This window comes from Lapidilactobacillus salsurivasis (genome assembly GCF_054785215.1).
Genome location: NZ_BAAABI010000005.1, coordinates 40,953 through 59,045, shown reverse-complemented (window position 1 = coordinate 59,045; position 18,093 = coordinate 40,953). Strand labels below are relative to the sequence as shown.

22 protein-coding genes, 1 tRNA gene and 1 other annotated feature are annotated in these 18,093 nt (G+C 50.2%); of the genes, 21 read left to right on the top strand and 2 right to left on the bottom strand.

Annotated elements, in window-relative coordinates:
• Positions 1 to 5 precede the first annotated feature (5 nt).
• From rpmG to ACYVSB_RS07430, 6 genes are all read left to right on the top strand, one after another.
• The gene (gene rpmG / locus ACYVSB_RS07455) at positions 6 to 155 is read left to right on the top strand and encodes a 50S ribosomal protein L33 (RefSeq protein ID WP_125601090.1); all 150 of its coding nucleotides are present in this window, start codon (positions 6 to 8) and stop codon (positions 153 to 155) included.
• Between the two features lie 286 nt (positions 156 to 441).
• Positions 442 to 984, top strand: coding sequence for a 5-formyltetrahydrofolate cyclo-ligase (locus ACYVSB_RS07450; RefSeq protein ID WP_461218967.1), 543 nt, complete (start codon positions 442 to 444; stop codon positions 982 to 984).
• A complete protein-coding gene (locus tag ACYVSB_RS07445) occupies positions 984 to 1,658 on the top strand; it encodes a rhomboid family intramembrane serine protease (RefSeq protein ID WP_461218966.1) in 675 nt (224 codons plus the stop codon). Before ACYVSB_RS07450 ends, ACYVSB_RS07445 begins: the two co-directional genes overlap by 1 nt.
• 2 nt (positions 1,659 to 1,660) lie before the next feature.
• Complete coding sequence (locus ACYVSB_RS07440) at positions 1,661 to 1,894, top strand: YqgQ family protein (protein WP_461218965.1); 234 nt, start codon at positions 1,661 to 1,663, stop codon at positions 1,892 to 1,894.
• Positions 1,895 to 1,921: 27 nt separating this feature from the next.
• Entirely contained in the window at positions 1,922 to 2,893 is a 972-nt protein-coding gene (locus ACYVSB_RS07435) for an ROK family glucokinase (protein ID WP_461218964.1), read from the top strand.
• 9 nt (positions 2,894 to 2,902) lie between these two features.
• Complete coding sequence (locus ACYVSB_RS07430) at positions 2,903 to 3,331, top strand: rhodanese-like domain-containing protein (protein ID WP_461218963.1); 429 nt, start codon at positions 2,903 to 2,905, stop codon at positions 3,329 to 3,331.
• Positions 3,332 to 3,558: 227 nt separating this feature from the next.
• Here ACYVSB_RS07430 and ACYVSB_RS07425 read toward each other — a convergent pair whose 3' ends face one another.
• On the bottom strand, positions 3,559 to 3,738 hold the full coding sequence (locus ACYVSB_RS07425) for a DUF3042 family protein (protein ID WP_125601108.1): 180 nt from the start codon (positions 3,736 to 3,738) through the stop codon (positions 3,559 to 3,561).
• Positions 3,739 to 3,902: 164 nt separating this feature from the next.
• Here ACYVSB_RS07425 and miaA point away from each other — a divergent pair, with 164 nt between their 5' ends.
• On the top strand, positions 3,903 to 4,880 hold the full coding sequence (gene miaA / locus ACYVSB_RS07420; RefSeq protein WP_461218962.1) for a tRNA (adenosine(37)-N6)-dimethylallyltransferase MiaA: 978 nt from the start codon (positions 3,903 to 3,905) through the stop codon (positions 4,878 to 4,880).
• 152 nt (positions 4,881 to 5,032) lie between these two features.
• Entirely contained in the window at positions 5,033 to 6,376 is a 1,344-nt protein-coding gene (gene glnA / locus ACYVSB_RS07415; protein WP_461218961.1) for a type I glutamate--ammonia ligase, read from the top strand.
• Between the two features lie 1,122 nt (positions 6,377 to 7,498).
• On the opposite strand, the gene ACYVSB_RS07410 is transcribed toward glnA, so the two are convergent.
• Positions 7,499 to 9,916, bottom strand: a complete 2,418-nt coding sequence (locus ACYVSB_RS07410; RefSeq protein WP_461218960.1) for a Xaa-Pro dipeptidyl-peptidase — start codon at positions 9,914 to 9,916, stop codon at positions 7,499 to 7,501.
• A 124-nt stretch (positions 9,917 to 10,040) separates the two neighbouring features.
• Between ACYVSB_RS07410 and ACYVSB_RS07405 the strand changes: the two genes are divergently transcribed.
• From ACYVSB_RS07405 to ACYVSB_RS07345, 13 genes are all read left to right on the top strand, one after another.
• A tRNA-Arg gene (locus ACYVSB_RS07405) sits at positions 10,041 to 10,114 on the top strand.
• Between the two features lie 404 nt (positions 10,115 to 10,518).
• Positions 10,519 to 11,049: a hypothetical protein gene (locus ACYVSB_RS07400; protein ID WP_461218959.1), complete on the top strand. Its 531-nt coding sequence runs from the start codon at positions 10,519 to 10,521 to the stop codon at positions 11,047 to 11,049.
• Positions 11,050 to 11,057: 8 nt separating this feature from the next.
• Positions 11,058 to 11,128: a sequence feature (ribosomal protein L21 leader region), on the top strand.
• 12 nt (positions 11,129 to 11,140) lie between these two features.
• Positions 11,141 to 11,452: a 50S ribosomal protein L21 gene (rplU, locus tag ACYVSB_RS07395; RefSeq protein ID WP_125601122.1), complete on the top strand. Its 312-nt coding sequence runs from the start codon at positions 11,141 to 11,143 to the stop codon at positions 11,450 to 11,452.
• Between the two features lie 23 nt (positions 11,453 to 11,475).
• Entirely contained in the window at positions 11,476 to 11,766 is a 291-nt protein-coding gene (gene rpmA, locus ACYVSB_RS07390; protein ID WP_125601125.1) for a 50S ribosomal protein L27, read from the top strand.
• Positions 11,767 to 11,862: 96 nt separating this feature from the next.
• A complete protein-coding gene (locus ACYVSB_RS07385) occupies positions 11,863 to 12,933 on the top strand; it encodes a M24 family metallopeptidase (protein WP_461218958.1) in 1,071 nt (356 codons plus the stop codon).
• Between the two features lie 155 nt (positions 12,934 to 13,088).
• Positions 13,089 to 13,226, top strand: a complete 138-nt coding sequence (locus ACYVSB_RS07380) for a hypothetical protein (protein ID WP_164511202.1) — start codon at positions 13,089 to 13,091, stop codon at positions 13,224 to 13,226.
• A 263-nt stretch (positions 13,227 to 13,489) separates the two neighbouring features.
• On the top strand, positions 13,490 to 13,624 hold the full coding sequence (locus ACYVSB_RS07375; RefSeq protein WP_461218957.1) for a hypothetical protein: 135 nt from the start codon (positions 13,490 to 13,492) through the stop codon (positions 13,622 to 13,624).
• 328 nt (positions 13,625 to 13,952) lie between these two features.
• On the top strand, positions 13,953 to 14,516 hold the full coding sequence (gene efp / locus ACYVSB_RS07370) for an elongation factor P (protein WP_461218956.1): 564 nt from the start codon (positions 13,953 to 13,955) through the stop codon (positions 14,514 to 14,516).
• Between the two features lie 14 nt (positions 14,517 to 14,530).
• The gene (locus tag ACYVSB_RS07365; RefSeq protein WP_461218955.1) at positions 14,531 to 15,037 is read left to right on the top strand and encodes an Asp23/Gls24 family envelope stress response protein; all 507 of its coding nucleotides are present in this window, start codon (positions 14,531 to 14,533) and stop codon (positions 15,035 to 15,037) included.
• A gap of 3 nt (positions 15,038 to 15,040) precedes the next feature.
• Complete coding sequence (gene nusB, locus ACYVSB_RS07360) at positions 15,041 to 15,511, top strand: transcription antitermination factor NusB (protein WP_461218954.1); 471 nt, start codon at positions 15,041 to 15,043, stop codon at positions 15,509 to 15,511.
• A gap of 128 nt (positions 15,512 to 15,639) precedes the next feature.
• Positions 15,640 to 16,491: a bifunctional 5,10-methylenetetrahydrofolate dehydrogenase/5,10-methenyltetrahydrofolate cyclohydrolase gene (locus ACYVSB_RS07355; RefSeq protein WP_461218953.1), complete on the top strand. Its 852-nt coding sequence runs from the start codon at positions 15,640 to 15,642 to the stop codon at positions 16,489 to 16,491.
• Positions 16,484 to 17,830: an exodeoxyribonuclease VII large subunit gene (xseA, locus tag ACYVSB_RS07350; RefSeq protein WP_461218952.1), complete on the top strand. Its 1,347-nt coding sequence runs from the start codon at positions 16,484 to 16,486 to the stop codon at positions 17,828 to 17,830. Before ACYVSB_RS07355 ends, xseA begins: the two co-directional genes overlap by 8 nt.
• The gene (locus ACYVSB_RS07345; RefSeq protein WP_461218951.1) at positions 17,823 to 18,059 is read left to right on the top strand and encodes an exodeoxyribonuclease VII small subunit; all 237 of its coding nucleotides are present in this window, start codon (positions 17,823 to 17,825) and stop codon (positions 18,057 to 18,059) included. Before xseA ends, ACYVSB_RS07345 begins: the two co-directional genes overlap by 8 nt.
• Positions 18,060 to 18,093 lie beyond the last annotated feature (34 nt).

Here is an 18,093-nt window from a genome sequence, read left to right as displayed (position 1 = left end):
ATCACATGCGTGTTAACATCACTTTAGAATGTACTGAATGTCATGAACGGACATACTTATCTAACAAAAATAAGCGGAATAATCCTGATCGCTTGGAATTGAAAAAGTATTGCCCACGCGATCATAAAGTTACTTTGCATCGCGAAACTAAGTAATCAACATTTAGGGGTCAATGTGCCTGTTTGTAGCCGGTTAGCTCAGTCATGAGTGACAAGCTCGAGGCATAACAAGAAAACAGGCTGGGGCAGAACATGGAGATGTTTTGTTCTGGCCTCTTTTGTTTTTTTGCGTGGCGTCTGGCGCCACTTGACAGCAAGCGGCGTCGGTTCTAGCGGCGGTCCGTCCTTTTTCGGCTCTGGTTGCTGGACCCCAGGTTGATTAGAGCTTGTTTATGAAACTTGTTTTGCTTAATGAGAGGTGAGGGTCATCGACAAGAAAAGTTTGCGGAAACAACAGCTTCAACGGTTGCAACAAATGCCCTTGGCGGTTAAACGCACGGAAGAAAAGCGGATCCTGGCCAGCTTTCTGGCCAGTCCTTTATACCAGCAAGCGCACGATATTGGCGTCACGGCCAGTTCACCAATAGAGTTTTCAACGGTGGCGTTGATCGAGGCGGCGTGGCAGGATCAAAAGGTGATCTACTTGCCGAAAACATTGCCTGATACTCATGGCATGCACTTCTATCGTTATCAGCGAGGCGATCAGTTGGTGCGCTCTGCTTTCGGAATCATGGAGCCCATGGCCGCGGCAGCGGACCAGAACGATCAGCCCGACTTGTTGATTGTTCCTGGGCTTGCCTATAGTCGCGATCATTGGCGGGTCGGCTTCGGCGGCGGTTACTACGATCGCTTTTTACAAAACTATTTGGGTCAGACGGTGGTGTTGGCGTTGAGTCCGATGGTCTTTACCACCGCGAATTGGCCGGTATCACAACATGATCGGCCGTTTGACCAGCTGATCACGGTGGAAAGTGAGGCAAACTAATGCGGCGACGACGATTTTTTACCGGGAATTGGGTCACGGTACTGTTACTGGCTTTTCAGGTGGCGATCTTCATTGGTGAAACGGCGGCTGGTGGCAGTGAGTCCGCGGCGGTGCTATATCAGTTTGGCGCCAAAATCAACGTTAGTGTCCAGGCGGGCGAATGGTGGCGGTTATTAACGCCGATGTTCGTGCACATTGGCTGGATGCATTTGCTAGTTAACTCAGCGACCTTGTATTATATTGGTGGGTCGGTGGAACAAATGATCGGGCATTGGCGTTACTTGGTGATCTATCTGTTGAGCGGAATCACCGGTAATTTGATGAGTTTCGCTTTTGGCGCGATGAATAGCATTTCTGCTGGGGCCAGTACCGCGTTGTTTGGCTTATTCGGGGTTTATATCGCCTTAGGGGTCGTCTTCCGTGATGACGCTTATCTGCGCGCCACTGGTCGGCAGTTCGCCATGTTGGCGGTGTTCAACTTTGTCTTTGACTTGATTGCCCAAGGTATCGATCTTTGGGGTCACTTCGGTGGCTTGATTGGTGGTTTTTTACTGTTGCTAGTTTTTCCTTTACCGGGACAACGGCGGCGGCAGGGACGAATCGTGCAGATTTGCGCGATCATTGGTTATTTTGTAATTTGTGCTTTCTTATATCGGTTAGGAATGGTACGCTAATAATGTCTAATTTTGAGCCAGAACTTCGTAATTATTATGACATCGAGCAATTATTAAAACGGTTCGGGATCTACGTTTACCTTGGTAAGCGTTTGTGGGATCTGGAGATGACTGGCGTGGAATTGCAGAATCTGCATCGCTCCGGTTTGATTGATGATCACCTGTACGCGCGGGCCAAAATTGTCCTCCGTCATGAACATGAAGAAGAGCTAAAACGAGATCAGAACACTGACTAAGAGGGTTTAAGGAGGAAATACGGTACGATGGAAGAGAAGAAACTGATTGGGGTCGACCTTGGCGGGACATCGATCAAATTTGCGATCATGACCATGACTGGTGAGATCCAGCAACGTTGGAGCGAAGAAACCAATATTTTGGATGAAGGCGCTCATATCATTCCAGATATCATTGAATCGATCAATCACCATTTGGCAATGTACGCGATGGATGCGGCGGATTTCGCTGGCATCGGGATGGGCTCACCTGGTAGCGTTGATCGTGATCAAGGAACGGTGATCGGGGCCTATAACCTGAACTGGAAAAAGACGGTTTATCCGAAACGCGATATTGAAGCCGCGACCAAAATTCCTTTTTATATTGATAACGACGCTAATGTGGCTGCTTTAGGTGAACGCTGGAAGGGTGCGGGCGACAACCAACCCGATGTGGCCTTCATTACCTTAGGCACCGGTATCGGTGGCGGGATCATCGCCAATAACGAACTACTCCACGGTGTTGCTGGTTCCGCTGGCGAAATCGGCCATATCACCGTTGATCCGCAAGGCTACATGTGTACTTGCGGCAAACGTGGTTGTTTAGAAACGATCGCCTCCGCGACTGGCGTGGTCCGGGTCGCTCGCGACATGGCGGAAGAATATGCTGGTGATTCCCAGTTGAAGAAGCAGTTGGATGACGGCGATGAAATCTCCGCTAAAATCGTCTTCGATCTGGCTAAAGCCAATGATCCGTTAGCAGTGCGCGTGATCGATCGGGTCTGCTTTTACTTAGGCTTGGCCGTGGCGAATATTGGGAATACCTTGAACCCTGCTTACATCGTGATCGGTGGTGGGGTCAGCGCTGCTGGTGATTTCCTCTTACAACAAGTTCAGAAATATTTTGAAGAATTTACGTTCCCGAACGTGCGGGACAACACCAAGTTACGGCTAGCGACTTTAGGTAATGTTGCTGGCGTGATTGGCGCCGCGTCGTTGGTGATCGCGAATAATAAGGATTAGGGTGGATACATGATTCTTTTGGCAAGTAATTCTAACAAGGGTTTTCTTATTTTAAATATTGTGTTGATCGCCGTCCTCTTGTGGATGGTCGGCAATTGGGCTTATTACAAAATCCGCGGCAAACGACTCCATGGCGCCTTGACTTCCGCTGAATTTGAAAAAGATATGCGTAAGGCGCAATTGATCGATATTCGCGATAAGAAGGATTTCAAAGCGAGCCATATTTTGGGCGCGCGAAATTTCCCGTATACGCAAATCAAATCTTGGCAGAATGAACTTCGTCAAGATATGCCGATCTATCTTTATGAGACCGGTGAAAACCTATCGATCCGCATCGCCCTACGCTTAAAAAAGGCCGGTTACCCCGAAGTGAAATGGCTCAAAGGCGGCTACGGCGAATGGGAAGGCAAGAAAACAAAGAAAAAAACCGAAGATTAACAACAGAGTGCGAGCCACCCCGGGTTGCGCTTGAGCATTAGCCTAGCCATTGTTTTGGAAGCGGGGCTATGCTTCCGGAACAATGGCGTAGCTAAGCGGAAAGCGCTGGGGAGGCAAGCAGGTTTAAGAACAGAGTGCGAGCCACCCCGGGTAGCTTCTGAGCGGCATGCATAAAAAAAGAGGCGGCTGACAAAATGTCAACAACCTCTTTTCTTATATCCGTTTGTTTAACCTTGATGAGCGGCGTGACTCTTGCGGTTCGCGCGGCGACGGTTCTCTTCGATCTTATTATCATAGGCTTCTTGGGGTTCGATGACTGTCTTCTTGAAGGCGAAAATCGAGCCGGCGACAGCGCCCAGGGTGGTTAAACTGCCTAAGAGAAACCCTTTGACGAAATGTTTTGTCATTGGACATGACCTCCTTTGTTATTCAGGTCTATTATCACTTATTTATGGCTAGAGAACAAGTCTTTTGGCTCTTTTGCTGGTTATTTTCCTGGTTGTGCCGTGAGCGAGCTTGAAATGCCCACTTTAGGCCAATTCAATATTTGAGAATGGGGGGGATGTGTGACATGAAAGAGAAAGTATTGGCGATCGTGGGTCCGACTGCCGTTGGTAAAACCGCCTTAAGTTTGGACCTAGCGAAAAAGTTCAACGGTGAGATCATTTCGGGTGATTCGCTGCAAGTTTATCGTCATTTGAACATCGGCACCGCAAAGATCACTGCGGCAGAACAGGGTCAAGTGCCCCATTATTTGTTGGATATTCGTGATGTCACGGCTTCTTTTTCCGCCTATGATTTTAAAATGGCGGCGGGGCAATTGATCACGGAGATCAGCGGCCGCGGTCACCTCCCAATCATTGTTGGCGGCACCGGCATGTATTTGGCCAGTTTACTGAAGGATTTCACCCTAGGCGCCGCTGATGGTACGGTGGTGGACGCGCAGAGGCAGCAACAGATTCGCCGGCGGTTAGCGGCCGATTGGCAGGCATTAGGCAGTATGGCCATGTGGCAACGGTTGGCAAAGGTGGATCCTGAAGCCGCGGCGAGTATTCCCGAGAAAAACCGGCAACGCGTTTTGCGGGCGCTGGAGGTTTGGCAATTGACTGGGCAACGATTCTCCGCCCAGCCTCCGTTGACCTCGCCGTATGACGCTTTTGTGCTGGGTCTGAACTGTCAGCGACCCCTGCTTTACCAGCGGATCAACCAGCGCGTGGAACAAATGATTGCCGCCGGGCTTGAAGATGAGGCACGGTGGTTATTTCAGCAAGTGGATCCTGAGGCGCAGGCCGCCAAAGGGATCGGCTACCGGGAATGGCCACCATATTTTCAGCAACAGGCTAGTTTAGCGGCGACGATCACCGCGATCCAAACGGATTCTCGGCATTACGCGAAACGACAATTGACCTATTTTCGCCATCAGTTTGCGACACATTGGTTCGATCTCTTGGAACAGCCCCAAAGCGCTCGGCAGCAAATCGACACCGCCTTGGCCCAATGGTTGCGGTCGCCCCACCAGCCTGAAAAAAATAACGCCAGTCAAAAGTAATTGGTTGCAGAATAAAACAAACATTGGTATGATAAAAATGTTTTTAAAAACGGTTGGATTTTCCTGTTGATTTGCTTGGATTTACCAAATATTTCAAAATTGGTCTAGTTATTTCAATGAGTTGATCGGCTCAGAAAGATAAGGGGAGCATCATGGCAAGAAAGAATTATAGCGCTGCTGAAATCAAAAAAATAACCGCAGAAGAGAACGTTCAATTTCTCCGTTTGATGTTTACCGATATCAACGGTATCATCAAAAACGTGGAAGTTCCGATCAGTCAAATCGATAAAGTTCTGGCCAATAAGGTCATGTTTGACGGTTCATCGATCGACGGTTTCGTCCGGATCGAAGAAAGTGACATGTTACTGATCCCAGATCTCTCGACTTTCTTGATTTTTCCATGGGGGTCTGAACATGGCAAGGTGGCTCGCTTGATTTGCGACATTCATACACCTACTGGCGAGCCTTTCATGGGTGATCCGCGGAATAACTTGCGGCGGGTGATCGAATTGATGAAGGCGGCTGGCTATTCACGCTTCAATATTGGTCCGGAACCTGAATTCTTCCTGTTCAAACTAGACGAGAATGAGGAACCGACTCTAGATCTGAACGATGATGGCGGCTATTTCGATTTTGCGCCGATCGATCTAGGCGAGAATTGTCGCCGTGATATCGTTTTGGAATTGGAGAAGATGGGCTTTGAAGTTGAGGCCAGCCACCATGAAGTGGGTCCTGGGCAGCACGAAATCGACTTTAAGTACGCGGACGCTTTGGAAGCGGCGGACAATATTCAGACCTTCAAGCTCGTTGTCAAAACGATTGCCCGTAAATACGGGTTGCACGCGACCTTCATGCCTAAGCCGTTACCGAAAATCGCCGGTTCGGGGATGCACATTAACATGTCTTTGTCTAACGACCAAGGCGAAAACGCGTTTTATGACGAAGATGCGGCTGATGGTCTTTCAGAAATCGCTGATCACTTCCTGGCTGGCGTGCTGGAACATGCCCGCGCGTTGACCGCGATCAATAATCCCACGGTTAATTCCTATAAGCGTCTCGTACCCGGGTATGAGGCGCCCGTCTATATCGCTTGGTCTGGTCATAACCGCTCGCCATTGATTCGAGTGCCCCAAGCACGCGGCCTTTCAACGCGTCTGGAGTTACGCAGTGTGGATCCCACTGCCAATCCGTATTTGGCCATCGCTTCGATTTTGGCGGCCGGCTTAGCGGGTCTCGAACAAAAAGAAACACCAATGCCGCCAATTGACCGAAATATTTATGGGATGACACCAGATGAGCGGCGGGCCAGCGGGATTGCCGATCTGCCGTCGACCTTGCATAACGCCTTGAAAGCGCTGGAAAAAGATAAGGTGATCCAAGACGCCTTAGGACCACATCTCTATCAAAGTTTCATGGACTCTAAGCGGCACGAATGGAACGCTTATCGTCAAACCGTTTCCGAATGGGAACGCGAACAATATTTACGGCTTTACTAAATGCCAGTCTAAATTAAGTTTGTAAACCGCCCTGCATAAGTTGGGGCGGTTTTTTGAAACGTGTTCGCCGCCCCAGCGCTTTCCGCTTAGCTACGCCATTGTTCTGGAAGCCAAGCCCCGCTTCCAAAACAATGGCTAGGCTAATGCTCAAGCGCTAACCGGGGCGGCTCACACTCTGGTTTGAAACGTGTTCGCCGCCCCAGCTTCTTGCGCTTAACTACGCCAGGCTTTCGGAGGCCAGGCCCAGCCTCCAAAATCCTGGCTAGGTTAATGCTCGGAAGCAACCCGGGTTGGCTCACAATCTGGTTTGAAACGTGTTCGCTAAGCTTCTTGCCGATTGTTCAGCAGAATTGAGCTAATAGGCAATCACATTGAAGAATTTAACAAGTGTATTTGCAAGGTGGCGTCAAATAACTATCCGTTTTTTGATGACGCGGCACGCCAAGCCAAGCAATAAAGTTGATTCAGTAAGAACCGAATTTAGCAGCTCAGCTAAGCTTTCCCGGGGTCACCAATATCGAATTGATGACCACTAACCACGGTCGTCAATTGCGTGGCGGCAAATCAATTGGACATAGCTTGCTAGTCGGCGTGAGTGCTTCAATGAATAAGATACCATGAGCGGCTGGAGTGGAGAGAATCGGGGTGAGATCGCCGTGAAATTAAATGAGAGCGTGGAACACAACGGGTTGCTTTTGAGCACGACTAGCGATTTTGCTGGATTGATGCAGTCAATCCAGTGAAATCGCGTATCGGCGCAGAAAGCAGTTGTGTGGAACGTGTTTTTGGTGGCTTTGCCACTTAGACCAAGGCTCAGCTTTGAGATTCGCGTGGGTTTCGCGAAGCTCAAAGTGACGCCCACAGCGAGCTCACCCCGATTCTCGCAGCGCAAGCTGCGGACAAGATAGAAACGTGCTCGGAAGCAACCCGGGTTGGCTCACACTGTTTTGCGGACTAAAAACCCTCATCAGGCTGGGGCGCTTGCCTGATGAGGGCAAAAAGTCAAGTTCATGTGAACGGCGCAGTGTTTGCGCCGCCGGATCCGTCCTTCATTTGCGTTTTTGGCGGCTGGTTCAATTGACTGAGTGACCAGGTCCATTGAACCGGTCGTTGGCATTGTCGCTAAACGTGCGCTGGTTTGGCTGAAGGGGTCGCTAAGGTCAAGCTGGATTGCGTTAGATCTAGGGTATAAAGCAGGTCGTTTTGGCCGCGGAGGGTCATCCCCATATCCGTGGCATAAATGATCAGGCCCAGTTGATGACCTGCTGGCAAGTGATAGTACGTTGGTTGCAATGCCAGGTTGACGTCAACATATTCATCGCGGGTCAATGGTTCATTGATGGCGCTACTGTGACGATTTTGTAAATTGATATGACTTTTGGCAATCAGTTTCGCGGTCGTTACCCCATCAGGGCCAAATTCCATCGTTGATTCTAGCGCGCCTTGATAGCCAAGTTGGCGCGCTTCAAACGCGACGATCTGTGGCCGCGGCGTTAAGCGGTGACTGCGTCCGAAATCAACCAGCATGGCGCTGATCAGTCCGTGATTGGCGCTACTTTTGACCCGCAAGTGTAGTTCAGGCCGACCAGTCAGCAACATCTCTTGTTGCAATTTCGCGCTCTTCAAAACAATCTGGTTCGCGGCAAAACGCGGATCTTGATTCATGAAGGCCTGTTCCCAGCCCAACCCGCTTAAACCGCTGGCGTGGAACGCTTGAGTACCATCATCCCGAAATGACGCTGGCGAAGTCGCGCCGGTAAAGTCCTGGCTCAGTTGGAAACGCTGAGTGGTCGCCGCCGTCCAGGTTGTCGGTTGTTCCCAGCGATCGGCCTGTCGGTTGCTCTGGATCAAATAATCAGGGAAAAGTTGATCGGCATCGTTGGCCACATTCAGCAATTTATTGGTGAGCCAAAGATTGATTAGATCGTAGAAATCAAGACTAGGGAAATTATTCAAGTAAATGTGCGGCCCTTGATGCAAAATAACCTTATGTGTTTTCCCTAAAGCGTGCAGATCCTGATTGAGTTTGAAGACATTTTTCGGCTTAACATTCCAGTCATTCAAGCCATGGACACTGACAATGGGACATTTGACTTGGGCGATTTGGTTGCGGTAATTGCGCAAATCCCAGAAGTGATTATAACTACCGGTTTGACGATCTTGATCTTGCTTCATTTCCGCCAATTTTTGCTGATAGAAGGGTTTGACGCGACGATAATCACCGGCATCTTTCATTCGGCTGAAGCATTCGTCGGTGAGGACATCGGCGTCTTCGCCTTGGAAAGTTTCTGGCGCGATCACCAGCCCGTGCTCGCGATAATAATCATACCAGCTGGAAATCGCTGCCTCGGAAATCACGGTGGCCAGACCAGCCACACCGGTGGTGGCGGCGGCGATTGCCAGAGTGCCCAAGTAAGACTTGCCGGTCATTGCCACTTGACCATTGCACCAAGTGGCGGCGATTTCTTGTTGCTTGCTGCGATCGGTGAAGGCGCGGCGATCGCCATGTAACCATTCAATGATCGCGATTGTCGATAAGGTTTCCTCTGGTGACCCGCAAGTGCGGATCCCATCAGAACCGCGAGTCCCGATCCCCGCGGCATAGACTGAGGCGAAACCACGAGCCAAGAAGAAGTCGCTAAGAATCACCGTACCATCACCAGCTGAACTGATCGTAGTTTCCGCTTGCGCAAAAGGATCATCTTTCTGCCCGGTGACGGGATCAGGAGCGAAGTGATCAAAGTGGTCGAATTGATCAGGATTATCCCGCGCGTCTCCGCTGGCTTTAACTGTCAGTGGCTGGTCCACCGGATTCATCGGCGCGCCATTGGTTCCCAGAAAATAAGGATTAGCGGTGTAAAGCGCAGGCAACTTGGTAAAGGAATCCTTGATTTTGGGCCGAATGATCGTCGCTTGGAGCAAGTCGCGCTGACCATCGTGATCAGTATCTTGGTCGGATTCGACATAAACAATTTCGCGAATCAACTCGGTAGCGTCAAAGGTTGCCTGCACTTTGCCGTTGAAAATCAAGTGACGTTGCCGCTCACTGAGGCTGAAATTAACTTGATAATAGCCACGATTAGCCAGATTATCGATCATCAGCAAACCATTTTGACTGCGGGTCACCAGTAGCTGATAAACAGCGGTGGTAAAACCGGCAAAATCTAATTCGGACGCCGCTACAAATGGCAAACCGAGGCTCGTCATCGCGGTCAGTGGGTCATTTAAACGGAAATCCCGCGGAGTCAGGAAACCCAACAGTTGCAAGCCAACATTATAAAATGCTTGCTGGTCCACGCTTTGGTCGATTTGCGTCAAATAAGTTTCCAGATCCGTTTCTGGATCAATCAATAGCCGTTGATAACGATCAGTCAGGGCTTCCGGCGAGCGATAATCCGGGAAAAAGTGTCGGTAAACGTGAGCGACCAGCTGAGCCAAGGAATACTGGGCCAAATCGGTAGGGTAGATTTTGATTTTCTGTAACTCCAGAATCTGTTGATCTTGAGCGGGTAATGTCATAGCGAATTGATTAAACTTCATGATTTCCTCCTTGAACGATTGACAACTTCTTAACTTTTTGACTATAATGACTGAGGTCGTGACGAACTAATCGCGTTTGTTTCAGCAATGCGCGCGATTAGGACCGCCATTTGTTGAATTTGATGGCGCAGTAGCTCAGCTGGATAGAGCAACGGTCTTCTAAACCGTAGGTCGAGAGTTCGAACCTCTCCTGCGTCATTTGAACCACGCTAGCTGTTACAAGTTTATTATACCCCACTGAAAGCCTTGATTCGATAGGCTTTTTATTTTCCGAAAATTATCGCGGTCGGCATCGATTGCGATTGATTTGCAGCGTTCTGTTTTTATTCTTTCACGTAATTGTTGCGGGCAGGATATTGTGCGTGAGCGCAACCGGCTGGGACTGCTGTTGCGGGCTGGAAACGTGCTCACAGACCCAGGTCGGCCCTTATTCTGAATAGAGCCGCGCAGTCCCAGCCGGTTGCTAGGCAGAATTGAGCCGATCTGCAAGCGAAGGTGAAGGGTTAGAAGAAGTGCGTTTGCTAGATAGAGGTCAAAACAATTGCCCTCCTTTGAGGTGGTACGGCAATGCCAAGTGATTTGGATTAGGAGGTCGGGACATTTTGCGTAAGCAGAACATCGTTTCTTGTTTCCTTAACAATCCATCCATGGGTAGAAACCAGCCGGTGCAGTTGATTCACCAAAATTCTGCCCGAGTTCATCAGACTGACTGCATTGGTGTCACCAATGTAAAACTGGTGACCACCAACCACGGCCGTCAATTGTGGGGCTCCTCATCAATTGGCAACAGCTTGCCAGCCGGCGTGAGTGCTCAAACGACTGTTAAAACGTTGAGCGGCTGGAGCGGAGAAATTCGGGGTGAGATCGCCGTGAAATTGTCCTTGGCGGCTTTGCCGCTTAGGACAAGGCCTGATTTTGAGACAAGCCGCGTACTTTGCGGATTGGCTCAAAACAGCGCCCACAGCGAGCTCACCCCGAATTTCGCAGCGCAAGCCGCGGACAATCTACTTTTGCCATCGTGTTGCATCGTGTCACTTTCTGGGTATCCCATTTTCACGGCCAAAAAGATGATAATTCTTTCTGAGGATTGCTTGCAACAGCAGGCTTTTTTTGGTAAGATGTATGAGTTGTAATTGTGACACCACAGCTGCAACCGCACAATCAGAGGTTTAAAAGTTCAGACTACCTCTTTTGGCGAGTCTAAGATAATAGGAGGTGCACATGATGTACGCAATTATTCAAACAGGTGGCAAACAATATAAGGTCGAAGCTGGCCAAGCCGTTTACGTTGAGAAACTCGACGTTGAAGCAGGCGAGCAAGTAACTTTCTCTGACGTTTTGCTTGTTGGTGGCGAAGGCGAAACTAAGATCGGGGCTCCCGTTCTTGATGGCGCTAGCGTTGTTGGCACAGTAGAAAAGCAAGGCCGTGAGAAAAAGGTCGTTACTTATAAGTATAAGCCTAAGAAACACTCACATCAGAAAAAAGGTCATCGTCAACCATATACCAAGGTTGTCATTGACACAATCAACGCATAATCAACAGACGGAGGTGCATCGTAATGGAAATGCATAATTTACAATTTCTCGCTCACCATAAAGGTGGCGGTTCCAGTACAAACGGTCGTAACTCTGCTGGTCGTCGTTTAGGCTCAAAACGGGCTGATGGCCAAACTGTTACTGCTGGTTCAATTCTTTATCGTCAACGTGGGACTAAGATTCATCCTGGGACCAACGTTGGCCGCGGCGGTGACGATACTTTGTTTGCTTTAGCTGATGGCGTCGTTAAATTCGAACGTTTAGGCAAAGATCGCAAGCAAGTTTCTGTTTACCCAGTTGCAGTTAACGAATAAGAATGAATGTGAGAGCTCGGGGGATCCCCGGGCTTTTTTTGATAGGCGATAATCACGAAGTACAGTGACGCAACAATGAAGACTGAGGTGGAAAGTATGACTCGTTTAGAAAAATTACAACAAAAAATGGCGGCTCAGGAATTACCAGCGCTTTTGGTGACGGCGCCGAAAAATGTCACTTATTTAAGCGGCTTTACCGGTGACGAGAGCGCGTTGTTGATCAGCGCCGATGATAGCTGGTTCATCACCGATTCACGGTATACGGCTCAGGCAGCGGTTCAGGTCAAGGATTTCACGATTGTTTGTCATCAGCATGGGCTTTATCAAGAAGCCGCGGCTTTGGCGGATCGTGGGGCGTTGACCACCGTGGGAATCGAGGCCGATGATCTCAATGTGGCCACGTTCCAACGCTTGACGCAATTGTTCAGTCACAGTGAATTAGTCCCAACTAGTGGGTTGATTGAACAAATTCGCGAAGTCAAGGACGCCGCGGAAATCGCACTGTTGCGTCAGGCGATTCAAATCACCGATGATTGTTTTGATTATTTACTAGGCTATGTTGAAGCGGGCATGACCGAATTACAAGTGGCGACGGAAATGGAATACTTCATGCGGCAACACGGCGCCAGCGGTTCATCATTTGCGACGATCGTGGCCTCCGGGTTCCGTTCCGCCTGGCCTCACGGTGTTGCTTCCACGAAGAAAATTGAACAGCATGAGTTGGTGACGTTTGACTTTGGCTGCTACTTCCAAGGGTATACTTCCGATATTACGCGGACGGTCGCGGTGGGTGAACCGACAGCTAAAGCCTATGAAATCTATGACCTGGTGTTGCAGGCGAATCAGGCCGTGATCGCGGCGACTAAACCCGGCGTGACCGGCGGTGAAATCAATGATCTGGCCCACGGCATGATTGCTACCGCTGGCTACGGCCCCAACTTTGGTCACGGGACCGGTCATGGTATCGGGTTGGATATTCACGAAGGTCCGGGCGCTTGGGGCATCTATCAGAAACAGCCTTTGGTTGCTGGCAATGTCGTGACCGATGAACCCGGCATTTATATTGAAGACTTCGGCGGCGTCCGCATCGAAGATGATCTTTTAGTAACAGCAAATGGTTGTGAGGTTCTGACAAAAGCGCCTAAGGAAGCACTGATTGTGTTATAATTTTGATGAATCGGGCAAGTGGTTATCGTTCTCGAATTGATTGGAATGACTGGTTTTGTTTATGGATTTATGCTTGATTGCAGGGCTGGTGGGTGTTGCGCGTGAGCGCAACCGGCTGGGACTGCTGATGCGGACTGGAACGTGGTGGGCATCGTTTGAAGCCAATTCCAAAAGCGGGAATTGTCTTCAAATCGAGCCTTGTCCTAAGCGGCAAAGCCGCCAAGGACAATTTCACCACTGAGCCGCGCAGTCCCAGCCGGTTGCTAGGCAGAATTGAGCCTATCTGCAATTGAAGCTGGGTACCTGACGAAGTGCTTTTGCGGGCAAGAGGGCAAAACAATCGCCCCTTTTTTGGTGGTACGGCGACATCAGCTGACGTGGATTATAGCTGGTTGGTACAGTTTGCGTAGGCCAGAAATCTTTACCTGTTCCCTCGACAATCCTTGGGGGAAGTCAACCAATTCAGCCGATTCATCTAGAACTTGCCTCAGTTCATCAAGCAGATTGTGCTGGTGTCACCAATTTAAAACTGGTAACCACTAACCACGGTCGTCATTTGCGTGATTCCACATTAATTGGCGATAGCTTGCCAAATGGCGAGTGCGCTCAAATGACTTTTAAAACGTTGAGCGGCTGGAGCGGAGCGTTGGTGGTTCGTTTACTAGTTGGCGGAAGGTCGGGCTGGGGGTGAGTCAGCCGCGATATTATTCTTGGCGGCTTTGCCGCCTAGAATAAGGCCGAGTTTTGAGATTTTCGGTGGGTTTCCGAAAAGCTCAAAATCGTGCCCGCCGCGTTCCACCACCCCCAGCCCGACCTGGAGCCCCACTACACTTGCCCACCACCAACGCCACGCGCAGCGCAAGCTGCGGCCAATCTACTTTTTTCTACCGCAGCTTTCGCCACGGCGCGCAAGCTGCGGCGGGCGACACAAAACCAAGCGCAAACCTACGTTTTTTGTTGCATTATAGTAGGTTTGATTGATATAGTAAGAGTATTGAATAAATAAGTGAGGCATAAATATGATTTCAGTAAACGAATTGAAAAACGGCCTGACCATTAAAGTTGATGGTGGCTTATGGCGCGTCGTTGAATTTCAGCACGTTAAGCCTGGCAAGGGTGGCGCTTTTGTCCGGACGAAGTTGAAGAATCTGCGTAACGGCGCCGTCCAAGAGAAGACCTTCCGGGCAACCGAAAAAGTTGAACGGGCGCAGATCGACAGCAAACAAATGCAGTATCTTTATGCCGATGGTGACAACTATGTCTTCATGGATACCTCAACTTATGAACAACTTGAATTGCCTGGCGCGGAAATTCAAGACGAGTTGAAGTTCCTGAAGGAAAACATGGTTGTGGGCGTGATGATGTACGGCGCTGAAACGCTAGGCGTTGACTTGCCGAACACGGTTGATTTGACGGTGGCGGAAACGGAGCCAGGCATTCGCGGCGATACGTCTTCCGGTGGAACCAAGCCAGCGACCATGGAAACTGGGCTGGTGGTCAATGTACCATTTTTCATCAATGCTGGTGATGTATTAAGTATCAATACTTCAGATGGCAGTTATATCTCAAGAGCGAATAGCTAGGAGGTAACAAGCTCATGGCAGAAGAACAAAATATTGTTTTAGCGGAACGTGAAGGACATCGAGGTGCGATTCAGATCGCGCCGCAAGTGATTGAGATCATTCTCGGAATTGCCGCGAAACAAATCGACGGCGTTTACGAAATGCGGGGCAACTTAGCCAGCAGCATCAATTATTTGCTGGGTCGGCAGGATCATGGCCGCGGTGTTGAATTAGCAGTTGATGGCGAGCGGTTGAGCGCGGATGTTTATGTTTATTTAAATTATGGTGTCTCGGTGCCCAAAGTGGCCTTGGAGATGCAACAAACTCTGAAAGAACAATTATATTACATGACCGATTTGAAGTTAGCGGAAGTCAATGTTCATGTAGAAGGCATTGTTCCTGAAAAGGAAGCGAAAGTTGATCCGAAGACCTTTTTTGCGGACGCGGCCGATGAAGCGGAAGAAAATGACGCGGAGTCAGCAGAAGCTGTAAATGATGGGGCGACCCCATCGCCGGCGCCGGATCAGCCTGCAGGTGAGTAAAAAATGTTAAATCGTCATCAAGCGCGAGCGTTCGCTTTTCAAGCGCTCTTTATGATTGCCGGTAATCCTGATCTATCGGTTGATCAGGCTTTACAAGAAGTTCTGACCAACGACCGTGATCAACGCCAAGACGCGGTTGAGGAGACACCCGTGATTTTGGATTTGAGTGATCCTAATCAGGCTTATTTGGAACAACTGACTACCGGCGTGTTGACCCACGCGACTGAGTTGGACGCGGCCTTGGCGCCTAAACTGAAGCGTGGCTGGTCATTACCGCGGTTATCCAAAACGGATCTCTTGATTCTGCGCTTAGGTTTGTATGAATTGCAACATGAAGCCGAAGTGCCAGACGCGGTGGCAATCAATGAGGCAATTGAGTTGGCTAAAACTTTCAGTGATGAGAGCTCAGCTAAATTCGTCAATGGGGTGTTGGCTAGTTTTGTCTCAGCCACCACCGATCAAGTCAAGAAATAAAGGCGTTTCACACTGAACTGTCGCTACAAAGAAAGCCGCACCTTTTTTGAGGTGGGCTGGCTTTGCGGGGCAGTTTTATTTTTTGAAATGCGCTTAAGTTGAAATAAGCTTAAATTGGGGGACTTTGGATGACAGCGACTTTATTAGATGGAAAAACCACGGCCCGGACTTGGCGCGCGGCGACAAAAGCGCGGGTAGACCAATTGCGCCAGGCGGCGATCACGCCGGGGTTAGCGGTGGTTTTGGTAGGGCATGATCCGGCCAGCGAAATCTATGTTCGCAATAAGGCACGCCAAGCTGAGCAGGTGGGCATCACGTCGATCGTGGAGCGGTTGCCTGAAGATACGACCCAGGCGGCGGTGCTGGCATTGGTGGACCGGCTGAACCATGATCCGCACGTTGATGGGATTTTGGTTCAATTACCGCTACCGGCCCAACTGGACGAAACCGCGGTTTTATTGGCGGTGGCGCCGGCCAAAGATGTGGATGGGTTTCATCCCTTCAATCTGGGCCAATTGTGGTCGGGTCATCCGGACTTGGTTCCCGCGACGGCAGCCGGAATCATGGCGTTGCTTGAAGCCTATCAACTACCTGTGGCTGGTAAGAACGCGGTGGTGCTTGGACGCAGCTTGATTGTCGGTCGTCCCGTCGCGGCCTTGCTTTTGGCGGCGGATGCTACCGTCACTGTCGCTCATTCTCACACCCAAGCTGTTGAAAAATTGGCCCAACAAGCGGATATTTTGATCGCGGCGGTGGGTCAGGCGAATTTCGTGACTCCCGCTTTCGTCAAACCTGGTGCCGTGGTGATCGATGTGGGGACCAACCGCGTCGCTGGTCATTTAGTGGGTGATGTGGCCGCGGCGGTGGCTGACAAGGCTGGCTATTTAACGCCTGTCCCTGGCGGCGTCGGGCCAATGACGATCGCTGCGTTGTTAAGTCAGACGGTTGATTTGGCGGAGAGAAGGCAGCAACGTGGTTGAATCGAATTATCTTTCCGTGACCCAACTGACCACTTATTTGAAGCGGAAGTTTGATTATGATCCCTATTTACAACGGGTTTATTTGACGGGGGAGATTTCTAATTTTCGGCCGCGACCTGGACACCAATATTTTTCTCTGAAAGATGACCATGCCAAGATCAATGTGGTCATGTTTGCCAGCGCCTTTCAACGGGTCAAGTTCCAACCGGAAACGGGCATGAAGGTCAATGTGGTGGGCCAGGTCACGTTGTACGGGCAGAGTGGCCAATATCAGATCACGATCGATCGCATGGAGCCAGATGGTGTCGGCGCGTTGTATTTGGCTTATGAACAATTGAAGGCCAAATTGGCTCAAGAGGGCCTATTCAGTCGGCCTAAACGGGAGCTGCCTCGTTTCCCTAAACGGATTGCGGTGATCACCAGCCGTTCGGGCGCGGTGATCCATGATATCATGACCACGGTCGCGCGGCGTGATCCGTTGGCCCAGATCGTGCTGTTCCCCGCGGTCGTTCAAGGCAATCAGGCCGCGGATTCACTGGTGCAACGGTTGCGTCAGGTCTACAGCTACGCGGATTTTGATGTCATTATTATTGGTCGTGGTGGCGGCTCGATCGAGGATCTTTGGCCGTTCAACGAAGAAATCGTGGCGCGAACCATGGTCACCAGTCCAATTCCGATCATTTCATCGGTGGGCCACGAGACGGATACGACCATCGCTGATCTGGTGGCTGATCAACGGGCCGCGACCCCAACGGCTGCGGCAGAACTGGCCACGCCGCAACTCAGTGAAGTGTTGGCGGGTATTTTGGATAGTCGGACGCGTTTGTTGCGGAGTTTCCAGCGCCAACTCCAGCTTTGGCGCCAACAATTACAACGGCAAGAACAGAGTTTTCTCTTTCAGCATCCTGAGCGCTTGTACCAAGGCTACGTCCAGCAGTTGGATCTGTTGCGCCAGCGGTTTGATCAGGCCAGCCAGAATTATCTCCAGGGTCAAAAACAGGAGTGGCAGTTGTGGCAACGGCGCCTGCTTCAGGTCAATCCCCAGCAACGAGTGGTGACTGATCAGCTGCAAGTCGCCAACTTGACCCAGCGGTTGCAACGGAGCATGGCGACGATTTTGCAACAAAAACGGCAACAAGTGGGTCAACAAATGCAGGCGTTGGATCAATTAAGTCCCTTGCGCACGGTGGACCGGGGCTATGGTTACGCGCTGGATGACCAAGGCCACGCGCTGACTAGTGTGCAAGACTTTGCTGCCGACCAAGTTTTCGCACTTCATTTAAAGGATGGTCAAGTCAAGGCCAAGGTTTTACAAAAGGAGCAAGCAAACAATGAGTGAGCCGCAGAAAAAGAGTTTTGAAGCGCAATTAGATGAATTAAGTCAGATCGTCAACGAATTGGAGCAGGGTAACGTGCCGCTCGAAACGGCGCTGGCGAAATTTCAAACCGGGATCGCTTTGTCCCGTTCCTTGGAACAAACGCTAACGCAAGCAGAACAAACGTTGACGAAAGTGGTCGACGAACAAGGTCAGGTTAGTGATCTAACGGCGGATGATCAGGCAAAATAGAAAGACGCTGGGGTTGATCGCTGAGGAGCGCTAG